Source organism: Pseudomonas sp. TKO26, assembly GCF_003225665.1.
Lineage (GTDB): Bacteria > Pseudomonadota > Gammaproteobacteria > Pseudomonadales > Pseudomonadaceae > Aquipseudomonas > Aquipseudomonas saponiphila.
Genome location: NZ_QKLN01000038.1, coordinates 68,234 through 94,287 on the forward strand (window position 1 = coordinate 68,234; position 26,054 = coordinate 94,287).

The 26,054-nt window shown below is 58.9% G+C and carries 21 protein-coding genes; 17 read left to right on the forward strand and 4 right to left on the reverse strand.

Going from position 1 to position 26,054, the window contains the following annotated elements; translation table 11 throughout:
- The first annotated feature begins 15 nt into the window (after window positions 1–15).
- Window positions 16–657, forward strand: a complete 642-nt coding sequence (locus tag DNK59_RS27315; RefSeq protein ID WP_110725275.1) for an oxidoreductase — start codon at window positions 16–18, stop codon at window positions 655–657.
- A 60-nt stretch (window positions 658–717) separates the two neighbouring features.
- Here the strand turns inward: DNK59_RS27315 and DNK59_RS27320 are convergent, their stop codons facing one another.
- The 4 genes from DNK59_RS27320 to DNK59_RS27335 all read right to left on the reverse strand — a co-directional run bounded on the left by DNK59_RS27320 (window position 718) and on the right by DNK59_RS27335 (window position 5,033).
- Window positions 718–1,005 carry a YceK/YidQ family lipoprotein gene (locus DNK59_RS27320; RefSeq protein WP_110725213.1) on the reverse strand — a complete coding sequence of 96 codons (288 nt, stop codon included), beginning with the start codon at window positions 1,003–1,005 and terminating at the stop codon, window positions 718–720.
- Entirely contained in the window at window positions 998–1,630 is a 633-nt protein-coding gene (gene ubiX / locus DNK59_RS27325) for a flavin prenyltransferase UbiX (protein ID WP_016966094.1), read from the reverse strand. The genes DNK59_RS27320 and ubiX overlap by 8 nt, the downstream gene beginning before the upstream one ends.
- The gene (gene mpl / locus DNK59_RS27330; protein WP_110725214.1) at window positions 1,627–2,976 is read right to left on the reverse strand and encodes a UDP-N-acetylmuramate:L-alanyl-gamma-D-glutamyl-meso-diaminopimelate ligase; all 1,350 of its coding nucleotides are present in this window, start codon (window positions 2,974–2,976) and stop codon (window positions 1,627–1,629) included. Before mpl ends, ubiX begins: the two co-directional genes overlap by 4 nt.
- Before the next feature lie 137 nt (window positions 2,977–3,113).
- The gene (locus DNK59_RS27335) at window positions 3,114–5,033 is read right to left on the reverse strand and encodes a sigma-54-dependent Fis family transcriptional regulator (protein ID WP_110725215.1); all 1,920 of its coding nucleotides are present in this window, start codon (window positions 5,031–5,033) and stop codon (window positions 3,114–3,116) included.
- Window positions 5,034–5,409: 376 nt separating this feature from the next.
- Here DNK59_RS27335 and DNK59_RS27340 point away from each other — a divergent pair, with 376 nt between their 5' ends.
- The 16 genes from DNK59_RS27340 to DNK59_RS27415 all read left to right on the forward strand — a co-directional run bounded on the left by DNK59_RS27340 (window position 5,410) and on the right by DNK59_RS27415 (window position 26,053).
- Complete coding sequence (locus DNK59_RS27340) at window positions 5,410–6,930, forward strand: aldehyde dehydrogenase family protein (RefSeq protein ID WP_110725216.1); 1,521 nt, start codon at window positions 5,410–5,412, stop codon at window positions 6,928–6,930.
- Window positions 6,931–7,107: 177 nt separating this feature from the next.
- Window positions 7,108–8,388: an ethanolamine utilization protein EutH gene (gene eutH, locus DNK59_RS27345; protein ID WP_092309611.1), complete on the forward strand. Its 1,281-nt coding sequence runs from the start codon at window positions 7,108–7,110 to the stop codon at window positions 8,386–8,388.
- A 25-nt stretch (window positions 8,389–8,413) separates the two neighbouring features.
- Window positions 8,414–9,850, forward strand: coding sequence for an ethanolamine ammonia-lyase reactivating factor EutA (locus tag DNK59_RS27350; protein ID WP_110725217.1), 1,437 nt, complete (start codon window positions 8,414–8,416; stop codon window positions 9,848–9,850).
- A 30-nt stretch (window positions 9,851–9,880) separates the two neighbouring features.
- Window positions 9,881–12,076: an ethanolamine ammonia-lyase gene (locus DNK59_RS27355; RefSeq protein ID WP_110725218.1), complete on the forward strand. Its 2,196-nt coding sequence runs from the start codon at window positions 9,881–9,883 to the stop codon at window positions 12,074–12,076.
- Window positions 12,077–12,127: 51 nt separating this feature from the next.
- On the forward strand, window positions 12,128–13,522 hold the full coding sequence (locus DNK59_RS27360) for an ethanolamine ammonia-lyase subunit EutB (RefSeq protein ID WP_092309602.1): 1,395 nt from the start codon (window positions 12,128–12,130) through the stop codon (window positions 13,520–13,522).
- 11 nt (window positions 13,523–13,533) lie between these two features.
- Window positions 13,534–14,358: an ethanolamine ammonia-lyase subunit EutC gene (eutC, locus tag DNK59_RS27365; protein ID WP_110725219.1), complete on the forward strand. Its 825-nt coding sequence runs from the start codon at window positions 13,534–13,536 to the stop codon at window positions 14,356–14,358.
- Between the two features lie 107 nt (window positions 14,359–14,465).
- Window positions 14,466–14,924: an N-acetyltransferase gene (locus DNK59_RS27370; RefSeq protein ID WP_016966085.1), complete on the forward strand. Its 459-nt coding sequence runs from the start codon at window positions 14,466–14,468 to the stop codon at window positions 14,922–14,924.
- A 237-nt stretch (window positions 14,925–15,161) separates the two neighbouring features.
- Window positions 15,162–15,818 carry a DedA family protein gene (locus DNK59_RS27375; protein ID WP_060841277.1) on the forward strand — a complete coding sequence of 219 codons (657 nt, stop codon included), beginning with the start codon at window positions 15,162–15,164 and terminating at the stop codon, window positions 15,816–15,818.
- A 5-nt stretch (window positions 15,819–15,823) separates the two neighbouring features.
- A complete protein-coding gene (locus DNK59_RS27380) occupies window positions 15,824–16,636 on the forward strand; it encodes a zinc-dependent peptidase (RefSeq protein ID WP_092309593.1) in 813 nt (270 codons plus the stop codon).
- 239 nt (window positions 16,637–16,875) lie between these two features.
- Window positions 16,876–17,403 carry an inorganic diphosphatase gene (gene ppa, locus DNK59_RS27385; protein ID WP_011063696.1) on the forward strand — a complete coding sequence of 176 codons (528 nt, stop codon included), beginning with the start codon at window positions 16,876–16,878 and terminating at the stop codon, window positions 17,401–17,403.
- A 1,429-nt stretch (window positions 17,404–18,832) separates the two neighbouring features.
- Window positions 18,833–19,759, forward strand: coding sequence for a glycosyltransferase (locus DNK59_RS27390; protein ID WP_110725220.1), 927 nt, complete (start codon window positions 18,833–18,835; stop codon window positions 19,757–19,759).
- Between the two features lie 1,657 nt (window positions 19,760–21,416).
- A complete protein-coding gene (locus DNK59_RS27395) occupies window positions 21,417–22,217 on the forward strand; it encodes an aldolase/citrate lyase family protein (protein WP_110725221.1) in 801 nt (266 codons plus the stop codon).
- Between the two features lie 3 nt (window positions 22,218–22,220).
- A complete protein-coding gene (locus tag DNK59_RS27400; RefSeq protein ID WP_218281281.1) occupies window positions 22,221–22,946 on the forward strand; it encodes an SDR family NAD(P)-dependent oxidoreductase in 726 nt (241 codons plus the stop codon).
- Window positions 22,930–24,021: a 3-dehydroquinate synthase family protein gene (locus tag DNK59_RS27405; protein ID WP_110725222.1), complete on the forward strand. Its 1,092-nt coding sequence runs from the start codon at window positions 22,930–22,932 to the stop codon at window positions 24,019–24,021. Before DNK59_RS27400 ends, DNK59_RS27405 begins: the two co-directional genes overlap by 17 nt.
- The gene (locus DNK59_RS27410; RefSeq protein ID WP_110725223.1) at window positions 24,021–24,968 is read left to right on the forward strand and encodes an NAD(P)-dependent oxidoreductase; all 948 of its coding nucleotides are present in this window, start codon (window positions 24,021–24,023) and stop codon (window positions 24,966–24,968) included. The genes DNK59_RS27405 and DNK59_RS27410 overlap by 1 nt, the downstream gene beginning before the upstream one ends.
- Complete coding sequence (locus tag DNK59_RS27415; protein WP_146249945.1) at window positions 24,968–26,053, forward strand: glycosyltransferase family 4 protein; 1,086 nt, start codon at window positions 24,968–24,970, stop codon at window positions 26,051–26,053. Before DNK59_RS27410 ends, DNK59_RS27415 begins: the two co-directional genes overlap by 1 nt.
- The last annotated feature ends 1 nt before the right edge of the window (window position 26,054 follow it).

Consider the following 26,054-nt stretch of genomic DNA (forward strand, 5'->3'; position numbering starts at 1 on the left):
CAAGGGGGAATGACCATGTACTTGACGCCTCAGCACATCCTGCTCGCCGGCGCCTCAGGCCTGACCGGAGAGCAACTGCTCGATCGCCTGCTCAACGAGCCCACCATCATTCGTGTTCTGGCACCCAGTAGACGCCCGCTAAGCAAGCACCCACACCTGGAAAACCCGGTCGGCGATCCGCAGGTATTCCTGCCACAACTGAGCGGCAAGGTGGAAATTGCCTTCTGCTGCCTGGGCACCACCATCAAGCAGGCCGGCTCCGAAGCGGCCTTCCGCGCGGTGGATCTGGATCTGGTGGTGGCCTTCGGCAAGCGCGCCCGGGAACTCGGGGCACGACACCTGATAGTGATCAGTGCGCTGGGCGCCGATCCCAAGTCGTCGATTTTCTACAACCGGGTCAAAGGTGAAATGGAAGAAGCCCTGAAACAGCAGGGCTGGCCACAACTGACCATTTGCCGGCCGTCATTGCTGCTGGGTGATCGTATCGAGCCGCGCCTGGGCGAGCAGCTGGCCGGGCCACTGTCTCGACTGATCCCCGGGAAATACCGCGGCATCGAAGCCTGCCAGCTGGCCCGGGCCATGTGGCGCCTGGCGCTTGAAGAGCAGAACGGCACGCGAGTCGTCGAGTCCGACGAGCTGCGCAAACTGGGTAAATGAATCGTTCGCCGGCAAGCCGCTCCTGCGCGTACCTGTAGGAGCCGGCTTGCCGGCGAAGCACTACAACCCGCCCGTCGCCTGAAACCCCACCCCCAGTACCGTCAGTACCGACAGCGGCAACAGCAGGGTATCGAGCACAGCGCTAGCCGGCAGATCCACCCCTGGATAGCCTGGTGCCTCGGCGCCAAAGCGGTCCATGGCGCAGCAGCCTCCCTGCATCGCATACAGGTCCAGGCGCGTCCCCGAATACACCACCGGCGCGCCCGGTTGCGCGGCATTCAAGGTCCGCACCGTGGCGCATCCTGCCAGTTGCAGGACCGCCAGCAGGATCAACAGGGATTTATTCATCGCTGCTCAAATGATGCTCGCCCCAGCGCGGCAACATGTCCTGGGGGATATTCAGCAGATTGAGAATCCGCGCCACCACGAAATCCACCAGGTCATCGATGGTCTGCGGCTGGTGATAGAAGCCCGGCGACGCCGGCAGGATGGTCACCCCCATGTTGGACAGCTTGAGCATGTGCTCCAGATGAATACTGGAATACGGCGCCTCGCGCGGCACCAGGATCAACTGCCGGCGCTCCTTGAGGGTCACGTCCGCCGCGCGCTCGATCAGGTTGTTGCAGGCCCCGGTGGCAATCGCCGACAAGGTGCCGGTGGAACAGGGCACCACCACCATCGCTGCCGGCGAACCGGAACCCGAGGCCACCGGCGACATCCAGTCTTCCTTGCCGTAAACCCGGATCTGCCCCGCCGCCGCACCGGTGTACTCGGTGAGGAAAGCCTGCATCAACTGCGGCTTGGGTGGCAGGCTGACATCGGTTTCCGTGGCCATGACCAGTTGCGCGGCCTTGGAGATCAGGAAGTGCACTTCCCGATCCTCGCGCACCAGGCAATCGAGCAGGCGCAAACCGTACTGGGCGCCGGAGGCGCCGGTCATGGCCAGGGTGATGCGTTCCGGACCGTTGCTCATTGCAGGGCCTCGGCCAGTTTGCCGTGCAGCCCGCCGAAACCGCCGTTGCTCATGATCACCACCTGGGTGCCGGGTTTGGCCTGGCTCTTCACCCGTTCGATGATGCCCTCCAGGGAATCGCTGACGATCGACGGCACCGAACACAGGGCCGCCGTGGCCGCCAGGTCCCAGCCCAGGTTGGCCGGTGCGTACCAGATCACCTGATCGGCCTGGTTGACGCTTTCCGGCAGGCCATCACGATGTGCGCCGAGCTTCATGGAGTTGGAGCGCGGCTCGATAATGGCGATCACCGGGGCATCGCCGACCCGCTTGCGCAGGCCGTCCAGGGTGGTGGCAATGGCCGTCGGGTGGTGAGCGAAGTCGTCATAGATGGTCACACCGTGCACTTGCGCAACCTTCTCCATGCGCCGCTTCACACTCTTGAACGCACTCAATCCAGCAATCCCAATGGACGGCACCACGCCGACATGTCGCGCGGCGGCCAGGGTTGCCAGGGCGTTGGCCACGTTGTGCTGCCCAGTCAGTTCCCACTCCACCACGCCTTGGCTTACGCCTTCGAACATCACCTCAAAGGCCGAACCATCGGCACTGAGCAGTTTGACCTGCCATTGTCCGCCGGCACCGGTGGTCTGCACCGGGGTCCAGCAGCCCATCTCGATCACCCGCTGCAACGCCGGTTCGGTAGTGGGATGAATCACCAGACCTTCGCTGGGAATGGTCCGCACCAGGTGATGGAACTGCCGTTCGATGGCAGCCAGATCCGGAAAGATGTCCGCGTGATCGAACTCAAGGTTATTGAGGATCGCGGTGCGCGGGCGGTAATGGACGAACTTCGAGCGCTTGTCAAAGAAAGCGCTGTCGTATTCATCGGCTTCGATCACGAAGAACGGCGTACCGCCCAAGCGCGCCGACACCGCGAAGTTCTGCGGCACGCCGCCGATCAGGAAGCCCGGACTCATGCCCGCATGCTCCAGCACCCAGGCCAGCATGCTGCTGGTGGTGGTCTTGCCGTGGGTGCCAGCCACGGCCAGCACCCAACGCCCTTGCAGCACGTGATCGGCCAGCCACTGCGGACCGGACACATAGGGCAGGCCCTTGTTCAGTACATATTCCACCGCCGGATTGCCCCGGGACATGGCATTGCCGATCACCACCAAGTCCGGCGCAGGGTCCAGTTGGGCAGGATCGTAGCCTTGAGTCAGTTCGATGCCCTGGGCCTGCAACTGGGTGCTCATCGGCGGATAGACGTTGGCGTCGGAACCGGTGACGCGGTGGCCCAGCTCTTTGGCCAGAACCGCCATCGACCCCATGAAAGTGCCGCAGATACCGAGAATATGAATGTGCATAGTCGACCTCGAAAAACATCGGCGCAGGTTAGCCTAGAGGGCTGCAAATCGCACCCATTAGCTGAGCGGGTGGTTGTCGCCCCCTGCCGGCGCAGGCATCAAGGCCGTAGCCCTGTGCCAGCGACCAGGGGCCGGGCTTAGCGCACGATGCCGTGCTTGCGCAGCTTTCTATAAAGGGTGTTGCGGCTGACGCCCAACTGCTCGGCGGTGTGGGTCATGTGCCAGCGCTGCTGCTCCAGTGCCGCCAGCAACGCGACCCGCTCGGCATCCTCCAGGGGACGCTCCTGCACCTCGGCAACCGGCTCGCTCACCGGCGCCGGGCGGCTGTGGCGGATCAACGGCGGCAGGTCTTCCAGAGCAATGCGACCGTTTTCGCACAGGGCCGCCAAGGTCCGCAGCACGTTGCGCAACTGGCGCACGTTGCCTGGCCATGAATAGCCCAGCAGGGCCTGGCGCGCGCCGTCGTCCAGCACCACGGACTGCTCGCCCGCCTCCTCAGCCAGGAGAAAATCCAGCAACCGGGACTTGTCGCTGCGATCGCGCAGGGCCGGCAAGGCTATCTCCAGGCCATTGAGCCGGTAATACAGGTCCTCGCGAAAACTGCCGTCACGCACCCGCTCCAGCAGGTCCCGGTGGGTGGCGCTGATGATGCGCACGTTGACCGCCTGGGGCTCACCGCCAATGGGCACCACCAGACGATCCTCCAGCACCCGCAGCAAGCGGGTCTGCAAGGCCAGGGGCATATCGCCGATTTCATCCAGGAACAGGGTGCCGCCATCGGCCTGCTGCAACTTGCCGCGCATGCCCTCCTTGCGCGCCCCGGTAAAACTGCCGCCGCGATAGCCGAACAACTCGCTCTCGATCAGGCTCTCCGGGATCGCCGCGCAGTTGAGCGCGACAAACGCCTTGTCCGCCCGGGCGCTGCCCTGATGCACCGCCTTGGCGAAAGCCTCCTTGCCGGAGCCAGTCTCGCCGTTGATCAACAGCGGCACATCCCGTTCGAATACCCGCGAGGCCCGGCGAAAATCGTTCTGCAGCCCCTCATCACCCAGGCAAATGCCCGCTGGACGCGAAGGCGCAATGGCCACTGGCGCCCGCGATACCGATGGCGAGGCCGGCTGCGGCTGGCCGCGCAACAGGGCAAACAGGCGCCGCCCGTCCCGAGTGCGCAAGGGCCAACTGGCGCTGGCATTGATGCTGGCGCGACTGAGCAACTCATCCAGCGAGCAGTCAAAAAAGCTCTCCACCGGCTTGCCCAGCAGCCCCCCGCGAATATGCCCCAGCAGGTTCAGGGCGCTCTGGTTCACCGCACAGATCCGGCCTTCGCCATCGAACGCCAGCAGCCCTTCGCTGAACAGCCCCACCGACTCGGCCTGCAGATGAAAACGCAACAGCCACTGGTTCTCGAAATAGCGCAGGAAATAGCAGCTCTCGATCATCTTTGCCGAGAGATTGACCAGGGCCATGGTGTGGAACTGGCTCTGCCGGGAAACATCCTGGCGCGCCGAAGACACATCCAGCACCGCCAGCAACTCGCCATGGGGATCGAACACCGGGCTCGCCGAGCAGGTCAGGCCCGTGTGCCGGCCGCGGAAATGCTCACCCTGGTGAATAGTCAGCGACTGGCGTTCCACCAGGCAGGTGCCGATGCCATTGGTGCCTTCCCGGGCCTCGCTCCAATCGGCACCGAGCCAGAGACCGGCATGCTCGAAGATCTTGCGCTCGCTGGGGGCGGTAATGCAGTTGAGGATCACCCCGCGAGCGTCGGTCAGCAGCACCGCATGCCCGGCGCCGGACAACTGCTGATGCAGGTTGGTCATCTCGGTACCGGCAATCTGCAGCACATCCTGCAGGCGCTCGCGGCTCTCCAGCAGACGACCATGCTCCAGCACCGTGGGCGCCATGGCCTGGGCCGGGTCGAGATGATAGTCCTCAAGGCAGCGCAGCCAGGAACGGGCGATGGAAGGATCGCTGCCCGGCCCCTGCAGATGGGCCTTGCCCTGGGCCACGGTGAGCACCTGCTGGGCATGTCGGCTCAAGTGATTACTACTGTGCATTTCTTATTATTCTCCTGCTGCGCTGGCACGCTCAGACGAAATACCGTCGCCACTGCCGGGCCGCAATCGACCATGAAGGAGGAATGCTTATCAGATTTGTCCGACAAGATTCGACACGCGAACCAGCATCCTCCAGCCGCTGCTCCATTGCAATGCCGGCCTGACCCACAGGTCACAGGTTGTGCCAGCAAGGTTACAAACTGTCACTCAACCCTGTACCACTTCCGTCACAACGCCCCGCCACAGCCCACTCGAAACATCCGTAAACCCTTGATGCACATGGTCCCCACCACGCTGGCCCGACCTTTGCTCTACGCTTGATATGCGCTAAAGCGCGTCCTCCCCCATAAGCATAAGAAGCCAGGAGATACCCACCATGCGTTACGCACACCCCGGTACTGAAGGCGCCATCGTTTCGTTCAAGAGCAAGTACGGCAACTACATCAACGGCGAATTCGTCGCGCCGGTCAAAGGCCAGTACTTCACCAATACCTCGCCGGTCAATGGCCAGCCGATTGCCGAATTCCCCCGCTCCACCGCCGAAGACATCGACAAGGCGCTGGACGCCGCCCATGCCGCCGCCGATGCCTGGGGCGCCACCTCGGTGCAGGCTCGCTCGCTGATCCTGCTGAAGATCGCCGACCGCATCGAACAGAACCTGGAACTGCTGGCCATCACCGAAACCTGGGACAACGGCAAGGCCGTGCGCGAAACCCTCAACGCCGACATCCCCCTGGCCGCCGACCACTTCCGCTACTTCGCCGGTTGCCTGCGGGCCCAGGAAGGCAGCGCCGCGGAAATCGACGGCAACACCGTGGCCTATCACATCCATGAACCCCTGGGCGTGGTCGGACAGATCATCCCGTGGAACTTCCCGATCCTGATGGCCGCCTGGAAACTCGCCCCGGCCCTGGCCGCCGGCAACTGCGTGGTGCTCAAGCCCGCCGAGCAGACCCCGCTGGGCATCACCGTGCTGCTGGAAGTGATCGGCGACCTGCTGCCGCCGGGCGTGCTCAACGTGGTGCAAGGTTTTGGCCGCGAAGCCGGCGAAGCCCTGGCCACCAGCAAGCGCATCGCCAAGATCGCCTTCACCGGCTCGACTCCGGTGGGCTCGCACATCATGAAATGCGCCGCCGAGAACATCATTCCGTCCACCGTGGAACTGGGCGGCAAGTCGCCGAACATCTTCTTCGAAGACATCATGCAGGCCGAACCCAAGTTCATCGAAAAGGCCGCCGAAGGCCTGGTGCTGGCGTTCTTCAACCAGGGTGAAGTCTGCACCTGCCCGTCCCGCGCCCTGGTGCAGGAGTCGATCTACGACGAATTCATGCAAGTGGTGATGAAGAAGATCGAGCAGATCAAGCGCGGCGACCCACTGGACACCGACACCATGGTCGGCGCCCAGGCCTCCGAGCAGCAGTTCGACAAGATCCTCTCCTACCTCGACATCGCCAAGAACGAAGGCGCGCAGCTGCTCACCGGCGGCAAGGTGGAAAAACTCGCAGGCGACCTGTCCAGCGGCTACTACATCCAGCCGACCCTGCTCAAGGGCACCAACAAGATGCGCGTGTTCCAGGAAGAAATCTTTGGCCCGGTGGTCAGCGTCACCACCTTCAAGGACGAAGCCGAAGCCCTGGCAATCGCCAACGACACCGAGTTCGGCCTGGGCGCCGGGGTCTGGACCCGCGACATCAACCGCGCCTACCGCATGGGCCGCGGGATCAAGGCCGGTCGCGTATGGACCAACTGCTACCACCTGTACCCGGCCCACGCCGCGTTCGGTGGCTACAAGAAATCCGGCGTTGGCCGTGAAACCCACAAGATGATGCTCGACCATTACCAGCAGACCAAGAACCTGCTGGTGAGCTACGACATCAACCCACTGGGCTTCTTCTGATCGATCCTCCCGGCGACCCAGGTCGCCGGGAGGCCTTTTCGCGGCCCTGCCGCACCTGTTCACCTGCTCTGATCCGGTGCCGAAGGCTGGCCGGACGGGACACTGCTGTCGGAAGTTCTGCGCCAAACCAGTCGTGCACAGACCCTGCTTGAAAAACAATAACAAGGGACAAACGCAATGGATCAGATCGGCAACTACGTGCTCTACCTCATCATGCTCTGCGCCGTACTCGGCGCCTTCGCCGCCATCTACGACAGCGAGCGAGGCCTGGGCAAGGAATTCATGGAAGGCATCCACGCCACCGGCTACATCTTCGTGCCGGCGGCGGGAATCATGGCTTCCATCCCCTATCTCACCGTGGTCATCGAGACCGTCTTCGGCCCCTTCTTCAACTCCCTGGGCGCCGACCCGGCCCTGGCGGCGACCATGATCATCGCCTCGGACATGGGCGGCTATCAGCTGGCCTCGGCCCTGGCCGCGAGCAAGGAAGCCCTGGTGATGGCATTGATCACCGGCTTCATGGGCGGCGCCACCATCGTCTTCTCGATTCCCATGGGCCTGGCGATGCTCGACAAGCGCGACCACAAATACATGGCCCTGGGGATCATGTCCGGCATCCTCACCATCCCCGTCGGGGTGATGATCGCCAGCCTGATCCTGGCCTTCAGCAACCCGGTGGTACGCGAACTGGTCAGCACCAACGGCGAAGCCAGCTACCAACTGGCCATGGGCCTGGGCAGCATCTTCGCCAACCTGCTGCCAATCCTGATCTTCGTCGTGGCCCTGGCCCTGGGCCTGCGCTTCTTGCCGGACATGATGATCAAGGGCTTCATCATCTTCGGCCGGGCCATGGACGCGGCGATCAAGCTGGTGCTGGTGTTCTCCATCGTCGAGTACTTCACCGGAGCCTTCTCCGCGGTGTTCGGCAGCTGGGGGTTCCACCCGATCATCGCCGACGCCCAGGACCAGACCCGCGCCCTGGAAACCGCCGGCTACATCGGCATCATGCTGGCCGGCGCCTTCCCCATGGTCTACCTGCTGCGCAAATACCTGGGCAAGCCGTTGGAAAACCTCGGCGGCAAGATCGGCCTCAGCGCCGTGGGCAGTGCCGGCATGCTGGCGACCATCGCCAATATCCTCGCCATGTTCCGCCTGGTGCGCCTGATGCCGCCCAAGGACAAGGTGGTGAACATCGCCTTCGGGGTCTGCGCTGCCTTCCTGCTGGGGGACCATCTGTCGTTCACCGCCAACTTCCAGCCGACCATCATCCTGCCGGTGCTGATCGGCAAGATCAGCGCCGGTTTCGTCGCCGTCGGCCTGGCCTACTGGCTGTCGGTGCCCAAGGCGCTGCAACTGGAAGCCGAGGATCGGGCAGCGGGGATCATCGCTCCGGGCGAGTACCTGGGCGGCACCGCGCTGGACACTCCGGAACCCGCAGGCCAGAAGGCCACCGCCTGACTTCGGCGCGGCGAGGAACGCCAGCATGCAAGCCATCACGGGCGGCACATCGGTGTTGCTGCTGGGGCTGGACTTCGGCTCCACCACCAGCAGCGCGCTGATCGCCCAGGCCAGCCTGAGCAGCCATTGCGTCACCGGACGCATGGCCCTCAACGAACCCCGGGTGCTATTTCGCGGCGAGCCGGTGTTTACCCCGTTCAAGGACCGGATCATCGATGAAACGGCGATCCAGGGCCTGATCCAATGCTGGCTTGAGCAAGCCGGCGTGCGTCCGGAACAGCTGTTTTCCGCGGGAGTGATCATTACCGGCCTGGCGGCGCGGCGGCACAACGCCCAGGCCCTGACACGCCGGGTCGAGCAACTGATCGGCAATGTGCTGATCTCCCGCGCCGACGACGGTGGGCTGGAGTCCTGGCTGGCATTCATGGGCAGCTGTTCGACCCTGAGCCGCTTTTATCCACAGCAACCGCTGCTCAACCTGGATATCGGCGGCGGCACTACCAACGCCGCCTGGGGCCTGGATGGCAATGTCCTGGCCAGCGGCTGCCACTTCATCGGCGCCCGGCACTTGCAGTTCGAGACGGGCAGTTATCGCCTCAGTGCGCTGTCGGAATTCGGCCGGGCGCTGCTCGATCACCTGCAGATCCACAAGACTGTTGGCCAGCCGCTCGACAACCCGGAGCGGGATGCAGTAGTCAACTGGTACGTCGACGCCCTGGTCGCCATCGCCGAAGGTGATCGCACCTTTTTTACCGGCCCGCTGGGGCAACTGACCGAGCAACTGCCGTTGATCCTCCCCGAACACGCTGCCAACCCGGCCCTGACCTTTTCCGGTGGCGTGGGTGAGTTGCTCTATCGTCACCTGCAAGGCGAACCCATGCCTGGCACCACCTGTTACGGCGACCTGGGCATCGATCTGGCCCTGGCCATCGCCCGCCACCCACGACTGATTCGGGATGCCAGCCGCCTGGTGCCGGAAAACCGCGGCCGGGCCACGGTCTACGGCCTGACCCTGCACAACACCGAAATCTCCGGCAGCACCCTGTTCCTGCCCCGGCCCGAAGTGCTGCCACTCAAGGACCTGCCCATCGTCGCCCGCCTGCCCATGGACGCCTCGCGGCAACAGCTGGACGACGCCCTGGCCCTGGCCTTGAGCAGCCGCGACGGTGCTTGCCTGCAACTGCTCGACGGCGGCCAGGCGCCGGGCCTGGAGCAAATCCGTCAATTGGGCGCCCTGTTGTCCCGCGCCCTGAGCGCGGCACGCCCCGCCCCTCAATGGCCGCTGGTGCTGCTGCTGGAAAGCAACGTCGGCAAGGTCCTGGGCAACTACGCCACGGATTGGGGGCGCAGTTCTTGCAACCTGATCGTCATCGATGAAGTGCGCGAGCGTTCGGCGCATTTCATCAATCTGGGAACACCCCATCAGCACATCGTGCCCGTCGCCTTTTACGGCGTGCACTAGAAGCCGATGCCAGCCAAGGAGAGTCTTGCCATGTCACTCACCGAACTGCAGCACATCCGCCTTCCAGCCGCCCCGGCCGAGCGCGGCTACAGCACCCGGGTGCTGGATCGCGAGATCGCCTTCTGCAGCCTCAAGGCGGTGCTCGGCGCCGCCGACATCAGCAAGGCCGGCGACCGCGTGGCAGGGCTGGCCGCCGTGGACGAGATCACCCGCGAAGCGGCGCGCAAGGTGCTCTCGGAGCTGACCCTGGCGCACTATTTCGAGCACCCGCTGACCGATCGCCACGGGCGCATCGACAGCGTCATGCAGGTCAACTACGACATCGACCACCAAGTCTTCAGCGAGATTGCCGAACTGACGCTCGGCGCCCTGAAAGATCGCCTGCTGCGCAGCCACGGCACCGAAATACGCCGCATCGGCACGGCCATGACCGGAGTGATGGCCGCGGCCCTGGCCAAGCTGCTGGACGTGCATGAACTGATCCTGCTGTCGAAAAAGCTCAAGAGCGGCGCGGCGGCCAAGGCCCGCACCCTGGTAGGCCTGCCCGGCACCCTGTCGTCGCGCTTGCAGCCCAACCATCCCACCGACAACCTCAGCGGCATCACCCTGCTGGTCTACACCGGGCTGAGCATGGGCTCGGGGGATGCATTGATTGGCCTCAATCCGGCCATCGACACCGTGGAGAACATCAGCGCCACCCTGCACCACCTGGACAAATTGCGCCAGGAAACCGGGGCGCCGACGCAGATCTGCGTGCTCTCCCATATCAAGACCCAGCTGGCCTGCCTCGACCAGGGCGCGCCGGTGGAGATCATGTTCCAGAGCCTGGCTGGCACCGAGCGCACCCTGACCGATGAATTCGACGTCACCGTGCAGTTGCTCGACCAGGCCTGGCAGACCATGGCCGAGCGCGGCCCGCTGCGAGGCGTGGCGGAAAATTTCATGTACTTCGAGACCGGCCAGGGCAGCGAGCTGACCTACGGCAAGCACGAAGGCATCGACATGACCACCTGTGAGGCCCTGTGCTACGGGCTGGCCCGGCGTTATCGGCCGTACATGGTGAACAACGTCACCGGCTTCATCGGCCCGGAAACCCACCTCGACAACTTCGAGATGACCTACTCCTGCCTGCAGGACCAGTTCATGGGCAAGCTGCTGGGGCTGCCCATGGGCATGGCGCCCTGCTACACCCTGCACTCGCAAGTGACCCTGGAAGGCCAGCAGATGGCCACCGAACTGCTGACCGCCGCCGGCGCCAACTTCTTCATGGACGTGTACCTGAGCACCGACCGCATGCTCGCCTACTTCGACACCAGCGCCCACGACAACCAGACCCTGCGCGAAGTCCACGACCTGAAGCCGGCCCCGGAGTACCTGCGCTGGGCCCTGGGCAGGGGGATTTTCCAGGAGGATGCCCACGGCAACGTCGAGCGCGGGCCGAACTGGGGCAACCCGAGGATCTTCTGCAAGTCGGACATCGACTTCCAGCGCCTGCTGGAGTCCACCCCGGCCACCTACGGCTTCGACAACGCCGGACCGCGCCCGGCCAACAGGGTATCGCGCACGGTGCGGGCCAACCTGGCGGTGGCCCGGGAAGCGATCTACGTCGACCTGCGCCCTGCCGAAATCGCCGCCATTCCCCTGCGCGAGCTGCGCACCGCGGCCCCGGACAAGCTGGCGCATCTGCAAGACCCGGAGCTGGGGGCACGGCTGACCGAGGAGGTGCTGCGGCGCCTGCAAGCGGAATACAACGATGTGCAGATCGTGATTTCCGACGGCCTCAGCGCCGAAGCCATCCACCACAACATTCCCCAACTGCTACCGGTGCTGCTGGACGGCCTGCAAAGCCGCGAGCTGCGCATCGGCCAGCCGATCCTCGCCCCCTATGGCCGGGTCAAGCTGGCGGAGTCGGTGGGTGAAGCCCTGCAACCACAACTGATCATCGTGCTGATCGGCGAACGGCCCGGCGGCGATGCCCTGGCCTCGCGCAGCATGTCCGCCTACCTGGGCTACCGCCTGCCGGACGACCAGGCCCGCGCCGCCGCCGCGCAATTCAGCGGCAACCCGGACATTCGCTACGAATACACGGTGATCTCGAACATCTACAGCGGTGGCCTGCCACCGCTGGAAGGCGGCAGCCTGGTGGCGGAAAAGGCCTTTGCCATCCTCCAGCACAGGGCTGCCGGCAACCGCCTGGAAAACCTGCTGAAGAAGGTGGCATCCTGATGACCCGCCAGCACTCGGCAACGCCCCTATATCGTTGAAACGGAGACTGAGATGGCCCAATTTTCCCACAGCGTAGGTTCTCAGACCTATCGCTTCGACAGCCTCAAGGAAGTCATGGCCAAGGCCAGTCCGGCCCGCTCCGGCGACTTTCTGGCCGGGGTTGCCGCCCTCAACGACGGCGAGCGGGTCGCCGCCCAGATGACCCTGGCGGACATCCCCCTGAAGCACTTTCTCGAAGAGGTGCTGATTCCCTACGAAACCGACGAAGTCACCCGGCTGATCATCGACAGCCATGACAAACAGGCCTTCGCCACGGTCAGCCACCTGACCGTGGGCGGCTTTCGCGACTGGCTGCTCAGCGATGCCGCCGACGAGCAGAGCCTGCGGGCCCTGGCCCCGGGCCTGACTCCGGAAATGGCCGCCGCGGTGTCGAAGATCATGCGCGTGCAGGACCTGGTCCTGGTGGCGCAGAAGATTCGCGTGGTGACAAAGTTTCGCGGCACCCTGGGCCTGCGCGGGCGCCTGTCCACCCGCCTGCAACCCAACCACCCCACCGATGAGCCAGCGGGCATTGCCGCGAGCATTCTCGACGGCCTGTTGTACGGCAACGGCGACGCGATGATCGGCATCAACCCGGCCACCGACAGCATCGCCTCGATCTGCGCCATGCTGGAAATGCTCGACGCCATCATCCAGCGCTACGAAATCCCGACCCAGGCCTGCGTGCTGACCCACGTCACCACCTCCATCGAGGCGATCAACCGCGGCGTGCCCCTGGACCTGGTGTTCCAGTCGATTGCCGGCACCGAAGCGGCCAACGCCAGTTTCGGCATCAACCTCAATGTGCTCAAGGAAGGCTACGAAGCGGGCCTGAGCCTGAACCGGGGCACCCTCGGGCAGAACCTGATGTACTTCGAGACCGGTCAGGGCAGCGCCTTGTCGGCCAACGCCCACTTCGGCGTCGACCAGCAGACCTGCGAAACCCGCGCCTACGCCGTGGCCCGGCATTTCAAGCCGTTCCTGGTGAACACCGTGGTCGGCTTCATCGGCCCGGAATACCTGTACAACGGCAAGCAGATCATCCGCGCCGGTCTGGAAGACCACTTCTGCGGCAAGCTGCTGGGCGTGCCCATGGGTTGCGACATCTGCTACACCAACCACGCCGAGGCCGACCAGGACGACATGGACACCCTGCTGACCCTGCTGGGCGTGGCCGGGATCAACTTCATCATGGGTATCCCCGGTTCCGACGACATCATGCTCAACTACCAGACCACGTCGTTCCACGACGCGCTCTACGCCCGCCAGACCCTCGGCCTGAAACCCGCCCCCGAATTCGAGCAGTGGCTGGCCAGGACCGGCATCTTCACCCAGGCCGATGGCAAGGTGCATTTCGGCAACAACCTGCCGCCGGCGTTCCGCCAGGCATTGGCGCAGTTGGGATAAGGAACAGGCTCATGCAAAAACATCCGAGCGACTCGCAAAACCCCTGGCTGGAACTGCGCCGCCTGACCCCGGCCCGCATTGCCCTGGGCCGCACCGGCACCAGCCTGCCCACCGGTGCCCAGCTGGACTTCCAGTTCGCCCATGCCCAGGCCCGGGATGCGGTGCACCTGCCTTTCGACCACGCCGGCCTGAGCGCCCAATTGGCCGAGCGCGGCCGTGACAGCCTGCTGGTGCACAGCGCCGCCACGGATCGCCACAGTTACCTGCAACGCCCTGATCTGGGGCGTCGGCTCAGTGACGAATCGGCCCAGAGCCTGCGCGACTACGCCAGCGCCCATCCCGGCGGGGTCGACCTGGCGGTGGTGGTGGCGGACGGTCTGTCGGCGCTGGCGGTGCATCGCCACACCCTGCCATTCCTGGCGCGCATGGAGGAACAGACCGCCGCCGAAGGCTGGTCGCTGTCGCCAGTGATCCTGGTGGAACAGGGCCGGGTAGCGGTAGCCGACGAGATTGGCGAACTGCTGGGCGCGAAGATGACCGTGATCCTGATCGGTGAGCGTCCCGGGCTCAGTTCTCCCGATAGCCTGGGGTTGTACTTCACCTACCAGCCGAAAGTCGGGCTCACCGACGCCTATCGCAACTGCATCTCCAACGTGCGCCTGGAAGGCCTGAGCTATGGCATGGCCGCCCATCGCCTGCTGTACTTGATGCGTGAAGCCTGTCGCCGGCAATTGTCGGGGGTAAACCTCAAAGACGAAGCGCAAGTGCAGACCCTGGACAGCGACTCAACGGCAGACATGAAGGGCAACTTCCTTCTGGGGCCGCCCCAGGCGTGATTTTGCAAGACGATTGCGCTTTTTAAGCGCTTTGGGCAGCATCGGGACACGGCTGCCCGAGTCATCCAACCTGTGCCGTCACATCCACTTGAAGTTGAGAGCCACCCATGCGGATTACTCAAGCAACCCTCGAGCACCTGGATCTGTTGACCCCGCTTTTCGTCAAATACCGTGAGTTCTATGGCGCTCTGCCTTATCCGGACTCGTCCCGGGCCTTTCTGGAAAAGCGCCTGCGACGCAAGGAATCGGTGATCTACCTGGCCCTGGCCGATGATGACAGCAGCAAGTTGCTGGGCTTTTGCCAGCTATACCCGAGCTTTTCTTCGCTGTCCCTCAAGCGTGTGTGGATTCTCAACGACATCTACGTCGCCGAAGACGCCCGCCGCCAGCTGGTGGCCGACAACCTGATGCGCACCGCGAAGAAAATGGCCAAGGAATCCAATGCCGTGCGGCTGCGGGTTTCCACCAGCAGCAACAACGCCGTGGCACAGAAAACCTATGAGTCCATGGGGTTTCGCGAAGACACCGAATTCAAGAACTACATTTTGCCGCTGAGCGATGACTGACCCACAAAAAAGCGGCCTCAGGGCCGCTTTATCTACTCCGGCGAACATCAAATCCTCTGCGTTTGCTCCCCCTCGCAAACCGAAACGCCCGGCTACAATCTGAACGCGCATTTCACCTGTCAGTCTTTATAATGCCGAACTTTTCGGATCGTAAGAAAAGCTACATCCCCTTGTAGTCCCTTTCTTCGAGTCATCGCACAGGCCTGCAGAACCAGGCTGTCACCACAGGTGCCCCCCATGGATTTCAACCCGATCGACCTAATCCTTCATCTCGACGTTTATCTCGACATGCTGGTGACCAACTACGGGCCCTGGATCTACGCCATCCTGTTCCTGGTGATTTTCTGCGAAACCGGCCTGGTGGTGACGCCGTTCCTGCCTGGCGACTCCCTGCTGTTCATCGCCGGCGCAGTCGCGGCGGGCGGCGGCATGGACCCGGTGCTGCTGGGCGGCCTGCTGATGCTGGCGGCAATCCTTGGCGACAGCACCAACTACGTGATCGGGCGAACGGCGGGCGAACGCCTGTTCAGCAACCCCAACTCGAAGATCTTCCGCCGCGACTACCTGCAGAAAACCCACGACTTCTATGAGAAGCACGGCGGCAAGACCGTGACCCTGGCGCGCTTCCTGCCGATCATCCGCACCTTCGCGCCCTTCGTCGCCGGCGTGGCCCGCATGCCTTACCCGCGGTTCTTTGCCTTCAGCGTGGCCGGCACCATTCTCTGGGTCGGCGGCCTGGTGACCCTGGGCTACTTCTTCGGCAACGTGCCGTTCATCAAGAAAAACCTTTCGTTGCTGGTGGTCGCCATCATCCTCCTGTCCCTGGTGCCGATGATCATTGGCGTGCTGCGCAGCCGCTTGGCCCGCAGCGCTGAAAAAGTCGAAACCCGCTAAATCGCATGTGGTCCCTCAGCGCCTGGCGCCGCAAGCGCCGGCTGGCCAAGCATCCGGTCAGCGATGACACCTGGCAGCGGGTACGCCAGCAACTACCCTTCCTCGACGGCATCAGCGCCGCCGAGGACCAGTGGCTGCGGGAAGCCAGCGTGCTGTTCCTGGACGACAAGCACCTCACCACCCTGCCCGGGGTGGAACTGCATCAGGAGCAGCGCCTGCTGCTGGCAGCCCAGGCGCAACTGCCGCTGCTGCACCTGGGCGACCTGAACTGGTACCAAGGCTTCCACGAAATCATTCTCTACCCCGACGATTTCCTCAGCCCTCAGCGCCACCGCGATGCCAGCGGCATCGAGCATGAGTGGGATGGCGAACACAGTGGCGAAGCCTGGCAGCAGGGACCGATCATCCTCGCCTGGCCCGGAGTGCAAGCCAGCGGCGGCTGGGAAGCCTACAACCTGGTGATCCACGAACTCGCCCACAAGCTGGACATGCTCAACGGCGATGCCAACGGCCTGCCGCCGCTGCACAGCGACATGCGGGTCAGCGACTGGGCCCAGGTGATGCAAAGCGCCTACGACGACCTCAACCGTCAACTCGACCACGACCCGGACGCCGAAACCGCCATCGACCCCTACGCGGCGGAAAACCCGGCCGAGTTCTTCGCCGTCACCAGCGAATACTTCTTCAGTGCCCCGGACTTGCTGGCGGCGGCCTATCCGAAAGTCTATGCACAGTTGCAGCTGTTTTATCGGCAGAATCCATTGGCCCGGCTACAGCAACTTCAAGCTGAAGATCCGGTCTATCAAACGCATCACTAATGTCCTGTCGCGCCGATACGTTGTTCATCTGAAGGCCAGTTGAAAGAGCACTGCAGCGCCTACCGACCGATGGCAAAACCGTCGGTCGCACGGCTCGCCCGAATATGTCTGCGAGACAGTACAACCAAGGTTCTACGACCCTTGGCACGTAGCAACGGTTGCGGAGTGTGTCTATAATCGCCGCCACTTTTTGGTCAATCCGGCCAAGTCATTTGGTCAACTAACGGGGGCAACGCCCAATGAGCTACAGCAAGATTCCGGCGGGCAAAGACCTGCCGAACGACATCTACGTCGCTATCGAAATCCCGGCCAACCACGCGCCGATCAAGTACGAAATCGACAAAGACAGCGACTGCCTGTTCGTTGACCGTTTCATGGCCACCCCGATGTTCTACCCGGCCAACTACGGCTTCATCCCCAACACCCTGGCTGACGACGGCGACCCCCTCGACGTGCTGGTCGTGACCCCTTACCCAGTAGCGCCAGGCTCGGTGATCCGTGCCCGTCCAGTGGGCATCCTGAACATGACCGACGACGGCGGCGGCGATGCCAAAGTGATCGCGGTGCCTCACGACAAGCTGTCCCAGCTGTACGTCGACGTGAAGGAATACACCGACCTGCCAGCCCTGCTGCTGGAGCAGATCAAGCACTTCTTCGAAAACTACAAAGACCTGGAAAAAGGCAAGTGGGTGAAGATCGACGGTTGGGGCAACGCTGACGCGGCCCGCGCCGAGATCCTGAAGTCGGTTGCGGCCTATAAAGGCTGAGAAGCAGCTGCAAGCTTCTAGTGACAAGCTTCAAGAGAAAGCCCCGGTTATCCGGGGCTTTTTTGTACATGCCGCTTCTCTCAGGAACCGGCTTGCCGGCGAACATCACGCATCCGGCAACACATTTCCCGCACTTTCTGCAGCTTAAAGGCCTCTGGATCGCGCTTTGCACTGGGAATTACCGACGAATGTGCGTATGCTGCGCCCCACATTTGCGCATCGACCCTCCCTGCGGTCATATCGCCCGACGAAGCGGATGACTTTCCCGCCCAGTCCCACAGCCAGCCGCAAGAGCTGGGTGTACGTTTTGAAGGCTGGTGCGGTTTACCAAAAATGAACCAAACCAGTCCCCGAGAAGCCGGCCACAAGCCGGCTTTTTAATGCCTGCATTATTAAATCAATCTTGCAAATCGACTGCTACCTGTGCCAGCTGCGCTTTTCCAAATGATGATGTTCGACGGAGAAACTGCGGTACGAGTAAAAGAGCCTAGAAAAGAACGATAATAGGTGTCAAATTGCCGAACTTGATACTGATAAACGTGGAGGTCACTTCACATTAAATTGACAGGCCGTCGCAAAAAAGTAAGCCTGAGATAATGCTCTGTCGCGAGCATCAGAATCCGGCTAGCTGACACCAAACAGAGTCAATTGAGCATCGTTACAGCCCCTAATAACTCGCGATATTGAGCATGCGACGCAATAATCAACAATACAAAAAGATCAAGCTACAGAGCCCTGCGTTGCTACAAAATTCTAGTTACCAGGTAAAAATCAACTGACGAGCCCACATCCCGTGCGGCTCATGGTTTATTGAAGCCCCCCCGAAAAAACAGTGGCCAATATCCAGCGAGGAAAGTGTAGCGAATGCTGTTTTTAGTCAAATAGACCATGGAGAGGTCGTTTTAAAAAATGAGTCCCTCCCAGCCCATGCGAGCGAATAACGCTCCCCCCCCTTGGCCTCTCTACTGCTCAAGTGCTAGCGCCTCGTTCTACAGGGTAACGTCTTTACGCCCGCGCTGGTTCTGGTTAATCTCTAGATGCAATGCGAAAACGACACTCCAGAGGAGGTAATTGACATGGCTATAATCTTGACCGAACGGAAACATCGCAGCCTTGCGCTTAACTCTACGAAAAAGGAGAAACGTCACTCCATCACCTACCCCCTAAATCTACAGCGCATCTTCGCCCAGTCGATACACGAGTGCAGAATATCTCGCTGCAACACTAGCTCAACGGAAGGTTGCTAGCCAGACAACTACTAAAACGCCAAACTTTAATGGGTGATTATTCCAACCCCACTAAGACAACACACTATTTCGAATGGAACCCAAGTACATCATATATAATTTACACCAATTATTTTCCTCTAAACTGCGAGAGCTACGCAAATGCCAAATACAACCCAACAAACATACGACACACCCACCTCATGAGTCTTCCAACCCCCCCACCAAAACCACGAGTTTCTATTTTACTGGCAAGCTATAATGGTGAATGCTGGATAGACGAACAAGTACAGTCAATTCTTGAACAGCAAGATGTAGATATAAGCTTGTACATCAGCATCGATGAGGGGACGGACAAGACCCAAGAACTATGTGAAACCTATGCTACGAAATACCCCAATATAACACTGCTACCCCCCGGCCGATTCGGCAGCGCAGGGCGCAACTTTTTTAGACTACTGAGAGATGTTAATCTGACCGAAACAGATTACGTTGCATTCGCAGACCAAGACGATATATGGCTACCTGACAAGTTAAAAAGGTCCATTGAAAAACTCACAGAACACCATGCTAGCGCATACTCCAGCAACGTACTCGCATTTTGGCCCAACGGCCGCAATAAGTTAATTAATAAAGCACAACCACAAGTGCGCTGGGATCATTTTTTTGAGGCTGCCGGGCCAGGATGCTCATATGTCTTCTGCCAAAAATTCGCCCTAGCATTGCAAACATTCGTGCGGGAACACTGGCACAAGATACAAAGTGTGGCTCTCCACGATTGGTTCACCTATGCATATGCTCGGCAGACAGGCTGGACTTGGTTCATCGATCATAGACCCAGCCTACTATACCGACAACATGAAAAAAATGATTTTGGCGCCAATACCACATGGCGCTCCATATTTGCCCGCCTCACGCGAGTACGCAAAGGATGGTGGTTCGATCAAATAACCTTGATCACAGAACTTGTGGGCGGTGAATCAGCCCCCCCCTTGAACAGCAAGAACTTAGGCCGCCGTCAACTTGCATGGATGTTCAACAATGCTAACCAGTGCCGACGACGCCGACGCGACCAGTTACTTTTCGCCGCACTATGCGCTGCAGCGTGGCTCATTGGCAGTTCAAAGTGACCACCTATAGTGAGCAATACCAATAGCTTATCGAACGCGCCTGAGCCGAGCACCAGCGCCTCATACAATTATTATAGAGGCACCGCACACATTCGCGCTTGCAGCTCACTCCGCGCACTGACTTCCCGAGCATCACAATTACAAAATACAACTAAACACACTTTAGAAAAAAACAAAAATCAAAACAAACAAACCGCCAACAATCTAAAACAAGAACAAAAACTTGCGCTTTACCGCAACCATTAACGACACTTTAAACACAACCATCCTTCACAAACATAACGACAACCCTACAAGAGGACTTAAACCTTACCCCCCCCTACCACAAACAACACATAACATTCAAATACAGACAGATAGACAAAAACAACACTCACACGCCGTCAACTCTCAATCACCCCCATCCAGAAATGAAGCCCCCCCTAACAAACCGCCAATTAATAAAATTATAATACCCCCGCTTGGACTCACCAGACTTACACAACCACAAGACACCTGTCAGCCCAACCTATTTTAGCCTGCCCCAGACAGAAGAATAAAAACACACAAAGCCATCAACCGCATTGAAACATTTTCCATACTAGACCACCGAACCCCAGCACTACTGGTTACACCCCCTAAAAAATCAAGTTTACTAATTAAAATTATTAACCCCCATACAGCGAGACACCACCCCATGTATATCGCCCCCCTTACCCCGGATATACATCAAATGTCCTACGCACCCACTCATTTTAGCGTCAGTTTTTTCACCACCCAAGCCCAAGAGACTCGCTACTTTAACTGGCTAGTAATTCTGACCGCCGAAACTCGTGCATATGAGAGTATTATCTTCCCGAGCAATGAATACCTGCCCATTGCGACCACTAAAGATACTCCAACTTAAAAATGCACCAATTGCTCTAAGCCCTGCACTTGTCGAAGCGACCATCTTGCAGATACCTCTCTAACAGCGCTTTTAGCGGCACTTAACATAAGCATATCCAGCCCCCCCCCTTAAGATCTTGACCTCATAGACACACTTGCCGCCTGTCGACGACGGAAACCATGTCAAAATCCAAGCATAAAGCTGTCCAGACTACCTCGCTGGACTCTTGCCGCGAGCAGCAGCCCGCGAGCACGACTCATTCTTAAGCCCCGGCTTTACACAAAAAGGAATTCCCGACCAGACAGATCCAGCGACGGGCTCTATCCGTGACTACACTGCTAGGTCAGCTTTTTTGAAGGTGACATGGCAAAATAATCAACGGCTCGCAGAAAACAGGTGAAGTCCTCCACCAATTCCGCCAAAATACCTTGCTATTTTTTCTGAAGCGGTTACGAAGGCCAAAGGCAGCGAAAGGCTTGAAATGAATGGCCTCACAGACCACAGCATATTCACCTCGGCGAGGCAGATCTTGTTAACGACTAATGCCTCTTTGCCATCATTTATGCTGTATGGCAATTTGCCTCTAGAATCCGCCTCATATGCAACTAGAATGCCACATAGCTCAAGAATGCAGTACCAGTGCGCCTTAAGCAGCTCTGTTTAACTGTCACGAATATGAATTTTAATGTCAAATCCCCTGCGGCTAGCCTTAAACATCTCTCAGATGTTCTAGTTGTGGCAAATGCAAAAGCTTAGCTTGTCTAAATATATTTGAGTAAGGAGTGTCAAATGAATCGTCGTGAACGCAAGATGCTGGAGCTGCTCAAGCGCGGTAAAGCAGAATATGGCTATCTCGCTGTCAAGGCCGAGTTCGAAGCTGAAGGGACTCGTGTTGACGAGCTGCTACGCCTTATCGAACTCGCGCGCCGCGCTGATTTGGATATCGCCCTAAAAATCGGAGGCTGCGAGGCTATCCGTGATTTGCTGGAGAGCAAGCAAATCGGCGTTGAATACATCATCGCGCCGATGATCGAATCAGCTTATGCCGTTAAGAAGTTTATCGAAGCAAAGAACAAGGTCTACACCTCAGAAGAACAAGAAGACACCAAATTCCTCTTCAACCTTGAAACAATTACTGGCTTCAATAACCTGGACAGTTTGATTCAGGCCGCTTCGGTAGCAGGCGGCTTGGACGGAGTAGTGTTCGGCCGTGTCGACTTTTCGCTTTCGAACGGCTATAGCCGTGACGACATCAATCACCCTAAGGTTACCGAGTACGCCCTGCAGACAGGCAGCGCAGCTAAAGCTGCCGGGCTTGAACTGGTAGTCGGCGGCGGTGTGTCTAGTGATGCCATAGAAGAGCTGAAGAAGCTCGAAGCCAACCACCTAGCTCGTTTTGAGACCCGCAAAATTGTCTACGCAGCTGACTCGGTTCGCAACTGTGATATAGAAAAGGGTCTACTTAACGCCGTGCACTTCGAACTGCTGTGGCTGGAAAACAAACGGGAGTACTACGGCTTGATTGAGAAGGAAGACGATAAACGCATAGCGATGCTCGATGCCCGCTGGAAACTACTAGGGGGTCAATAAGACGTGGTCGACGCCAGGATCGCGCGGCCGCGCATAGCAATTTTTGGCTCCTCCGGCGCTATTGGCTCAGGGCTGGCGGAATGGTTTGCCGCCCGCGAGTGGGATGTAACCGCAATCGTTCGACAAGCGACTGCCAATACTATTGCCCATGAGCATGTGACTACTATTGTTTGGGACCCTCTTACCGATAGGCTCGCGCCCAGTTCGCTCAGCCGGCTTGACGCAGTGGTTTGGGCGCAAGGCGATAACTGCACAGACGATATTGCTAACTTTGATTACGAACGTCACATGCGTATGTACGAAGCCAATGTCGGCCATGTGCTGGTCTCGCTGAATGCTCTACTGAACGCTGACGCGCTGGTAGATGGTGGAGCACGTATGTGCATCATAAGTTCGATCTGGCAAAATATAGCGCGGCAAAACAAACTCTCCTATTGCACAACCAAGTCCGCTTTGCAGGGCTTGGTACGCTCAGTATCACTTGACCTAGCAAAAGCAGGTCATGTGATCAATGCAGTGCTACCTGGCGCGCTCGATACTCCCATGACGCGGGCAAATCTAAGCTCCGAACAGATCGCTCGACTAGAAGCGGCAACGCCTGGGTTAAAATTAGCAGGCATTACCGATGTTGCTGCCATGGTGGAGTTCTGCTGTTCGCCTACACATCGATCTATCACCGGCCAGTTTTTGACGGTTGACAAGGGTTTTACTCATGCGCGCATCATTTAATATAAACAGCTCGACGGGCGCGTATAACGTTTTGCTCGGCGAAGGCCTGATCCAAGAAGTAGTAGCTACACAAGCTCATCGAATTTTTTTGGTGGACCGTCGACTAGTATCGCAGGTGTCGTTCGTCAACGATCCAATTATCGCTGTCGACGCTACCGAAGAAAACAAGTCCCTAGAACGAATTGCCCCCATCATTGAGACACTAAAACACCATGGGGCAACTCGCGATACAGAGATTGTCGCGGTAGGTGGCGGAGTCATTCAGGACATCGCAACTTTCGTCGCCTCAATTTATATGCGCGGACTGCGCTGGCATTACTGCCCGACTACGCTACTGGGAATGGTCGACTCTTGTATTGGCGGCAAATCTTCAATCAATGTCGGCGCGCTGAAAAACCTGATAGGTAACTTTCACCCACCAGCTAGCATCCTGACCGACCTCGCATTCGTGCAAAGCTTGAGTATCGAGCAACAGACAAGCGGCCTGATGGAATCGGTTAAAATCTGCTACGCCCGGGGATCTGAAGCCTTTTCTACCTACCTGGATTTGCAGCCCGCACCGCCACTCAAATCGAAAACTGCCTTTGCCATTATTGAACAGAGCCTGACCACTAAAAAATGGTTTATAGAAATCGATGAGTTCGATCGTGCTGAGCGACTGCTATTGAACTTCGGCCACACCTTTGGCCATGCAGTAGAGTCCGCAACTAGCTTTGCAATACCTCATGGAATTGCTGTAGGCGTGGGAATCTTGATGGCCTGTCGATACGCCCAAGTAGCGGCGCTCTTGACGCCTGAGGGCGAAGCTCGCGCAACGCGCCTAACTGCTCATGTACAGAGTCTTCTGCAACCGATGCGCCATACACTCACACCATTGACTGGGATCAGTACCGACGAGTTGTTCAAGCACTTCGAGAGTGATAAAAAGCACTCTCAAAGCCACTATCGAATAATTGTTCCGGTCGGTGACGGTGATTTGCAACGATTGTCGATCGAACGCGCCCTTGGTGCTCAAACGCTGATCGGAGAAGCATTTATCCAAGGCGCAGAACTCGCAGTCCATGGCGTCGCCTGATGGACAGCTTTGATCAGTTCGACTTCGTGATCATTGGCGCTACAGGCTGGCTGGGTCAAGCAACCCTTGAATACTTGCTCCGCCGGCTCGCACCAATCGACAGCTCGCGCGTACATGCATTTGCGTCGACCTCACGCCCACTGGTGTTGCGCGACGGCACTGTTGTTCCAGTCCAAGCATTGCCTTCTCTAACAACGCTGCGTACATCTCGACCAACACTGGTGTTCCATTACGCCTTCCAGACCAAAGATCGCGTAATAGCCAATAATCATGAGGCATACACGCTCCTCAATCGCAACATTCGTGAAGCATTGCTGCAGTTTATAGACACGAACCCGGTCGTAGGTTTGTTTGTGCCGTCCAGTGGAGCAGCTTACGCAGGAATGAATGAGCATGACCAAAGCGATGGTGCAGTATATGGACGCTGCAAGCTCGATGATGAACGTGTATTTGAAACGATAGGCCAAGAGTATCGCTTTCCAGTTGTGAGCCCGCGAGTATTCAACGTTAGTGGCCCCTACATAAATAAACATAATCTTTATGCTCTAGCGTCGATCATTTCAGCGTGTCTGTCTAACAAGACAATTAGTTTGCGTGCCCCCCATCAGGTGATTCGCTCCTACTATAGTGTCACCGACTTGATCGAATTGTGTTACCGACTGATGCTCATCGAACAAAAAAAAGGATCTATGTTCCACGTATTCGATACCGTTGGTACTGAAATGGTGGAAGTTGGAGAGCTGGCACTTCGGTGCCAGGGACTACTTGCGCCGCACCTGACTATCGAACGCCCCCCACTATGTGAAAAACCAATAGACCGATATGTGGGTGATGCTACTGCGATTCGTGAACTAGAACGTAAACTCCAGATAATCCCTCTCGGACTGGATCAGCAAATCAAGCTGACCGCCGACTATATGAGCAGCCTTGCTGCAAGTGGCAGGTAATGACTGAGACTCGATCGATATTCATGCCCGAGCGGCGCAATCCTTATTATATTGTCACTGCCCGCTATACGCGGACATCTGCTGGAATCAAGGCGCTGCATTTTCTATGCCACGCACTCAACCGCATGGGCGAGCAAGCGTATCTGATCGTGCACCCTCACTTCCCCCCCTACCTGGCGGCGAATCCAGCATTGAATACGCCGATTTTGACCAAGCGCATCATGGATTACCATCATGCGCAAGGGCTAACACCAATCACCGTTTATCCTGAGAATATCAAGGGCAATCCCATGCAGGCGCCCTTTGTTGCTCGTTATGTATTGAATTATGCTGGCTTATTAGGCGGTGATGTGCAGTTTCCAGAAACTGAGTATTGCTTTTCTTACAGCGCAGCCATTGCAGCAACGCTGCCAGTTTCTAAACAAACTTTGTTCATTCCTGCCTCAGATCCTAACTTTTTCGTGCCGCCCGCCCCCGGAGCCAAGCGTCAGGGTGGATGCTTCTATGCAGGTAAATATAAGAATTACCATGGGGGCAAAACCTTTGCTGTAACCGATGGACTGGTCGAAATTGTCCGAGACAGTGATGGCCAGCAGACACCAGAGCAGATTCGAGACTTATTTCAACGGAGCGAGCGCTTCTACTGCTATGAAAACTCAGCATTGGCCATTGAGGCCATGCTGTGTGGTTGCCCCGTAGTGTTCCTGCCTAACAAATACTTTACTGAGTTGATCGGCAAGGGTGAACACGGAACGGAAGGCTATGTTTGGGGGGACGATGACGCGGCTGGATTCAAGCGCGCACAAGAAACCGTGGGGTTGGCTCGAGAGCGTTACCTAAGCTTATTCAAACTTGCAGAACGCGTACTGGCGGATTTTGTGACAGAAACTCAGGCACTAGTACAGACGATACCATATGACACTCCGATGGCTGATACTTATGTTGAGAAAATCACTCGCCTTTCCCGTTACTTCGGCTTTATCAAGATGATTGTTTTAATGGTTAGAGAGCGAGGCCTTGGTTATACCACCAGCTTGATCCTTGCCCGCCTGAAAACTGGCCGAATTCGACTTAGTGACGTCTAAA

Bases quoted from the DNA above. Each gene is read 5' to 3' on its own strand.
- DNK59_RS27315 (WP_110725275.1), top strand. From the start codon at position 16: ATGTACTTGACGCCTCAGCACATCCTGCTCGCCGGCGCCTCAGGCCTG.
- DNK59_RS27320 (WP_110725213.1), bottom strand. From the start codon at position 1,005: ATGAATAAATCCCTGTTGATCCTGCTGGCGGTCCTGCAACTGGCAGGA.
- ubiX (WP_016966094.1), bottom strand. From the start codon at position 1,630: ATGAGCAACGGTCCGGAACGCATCACCCTGGCCATGACCGGCGCCTCC.
- mpl (WP_110725214.1), bottom strand. From the start codon at position 2,976: ATGCACATTCATATTCTCGGTATCTGCGGCACTTTCATGGGGTCGATG.
- DNK59_RS27335 (WP_110725215.1), bottom strand. From the start codon at position 5,033: ATGCACAGTAGTAATCACTTGAGCCGACATGCCCAGCAGGTGCTCACC.
- DNK59_RS27340 (WP_110725216.1), top strand. From the start codon at position 5,410: ATGCGTTACGCACACCCCGGTACTGAAGGCGCCATCGTTTCGTTCAAG.
- eutH (WP_092309611.1), top strand. From the start codon at position 7,108: ATGGATCAGATCGGCAACTACGTGCTCTACCTCATCATGCTCTGCGCC.
- DNK59_RS27350 (WP_110725217.1), top strand. From the start codon at position 8,414: ATGCAAGCCATCACGGGCGGCACATCGGTGTTGCTGCTGGGGCTGGAC.
- DNK59_RS27355 (WP_110725218.1), top strand. From the start codon at position 9,881: ATGTCACTCACCGAACTGCAGCACATCCGCCTTCCAGCCGCCCCGGCC.
- DNK59_RS27360 (WP_092309602.1), top strand. From the start codon at position 12,128: ATGGCCCAATTTTCCCACAGCGTAGGTTCTCAGACCTATCGCTTCGAC.
- eutC (WP_110725219.1), top strand. From the start codon at position 13,534: ATGCAAAAACATCCGAGCGACTCGCAAAACCCCTGGCTGGAACTGCGC.
- DNK59_RS27370 (WP_016966085.1), top strand. From the start codon at position 14,466: ATGCGGATTACTCAAGCAACCCTCGAGCACCTGGATCTGTTGACCCCG.
- DNK59_RS27375 (WP_060841277.1), top strand. From the start codon at position 15,162: ATGGATTTCAACCCGATCGACCTAATCCTTCATCTCGACGTTTATCTC.
- DNK59_RS27380 (WP_092309593.1), top strand. From the start codon at position 15,824: ATGTGGTCCCTCAGCGCCTGGCGCCGCAAGCGCCGGCTGGCCAAGCAT.
- ppa (WP_011063696.1), top strand. From the start codon at position 16,876: ATGAGCTACAGCAAGATTCCGGCGGGCAAAGACCTGCCGAACGACATC.
- DNK59_RS27390 (WP_110725220.1), top strand. From the start codon at position 18,833: ATGAGTCTTCCAACCCCCCCACCAAAACCACGAGTTTCTATTTTACTG.
- DNK59_RS27395 (WP_110725221.1), top strand. From the start codon at position 21,417: ATGAATCGTCGTGAACGCAAGATGCTGGAGCTGCTCAAGCGCGGTAAA.
- DNK59_RS27405 (WP_110725222.1), top strand. From the start codon at position 22,930: ATGCGCGCATCATTTAATATAAACAGCTCGACGGGCGCGTATAACGTT.
- DNK59_RS27410 (WP_110725223.1), top strand. From the start codon at position 24,021: ATGGACAGCTTTGATCAGTTCGACTTCGTGATCATTGGCGCTACAGGC.
- DNK59_RS27415 (WP_146249945.1), top strand. From the start codon at position 24,968: ATGACTGAGACTCGATCGATATTCATGCCCGAGCGGCGCAATCCTTAT.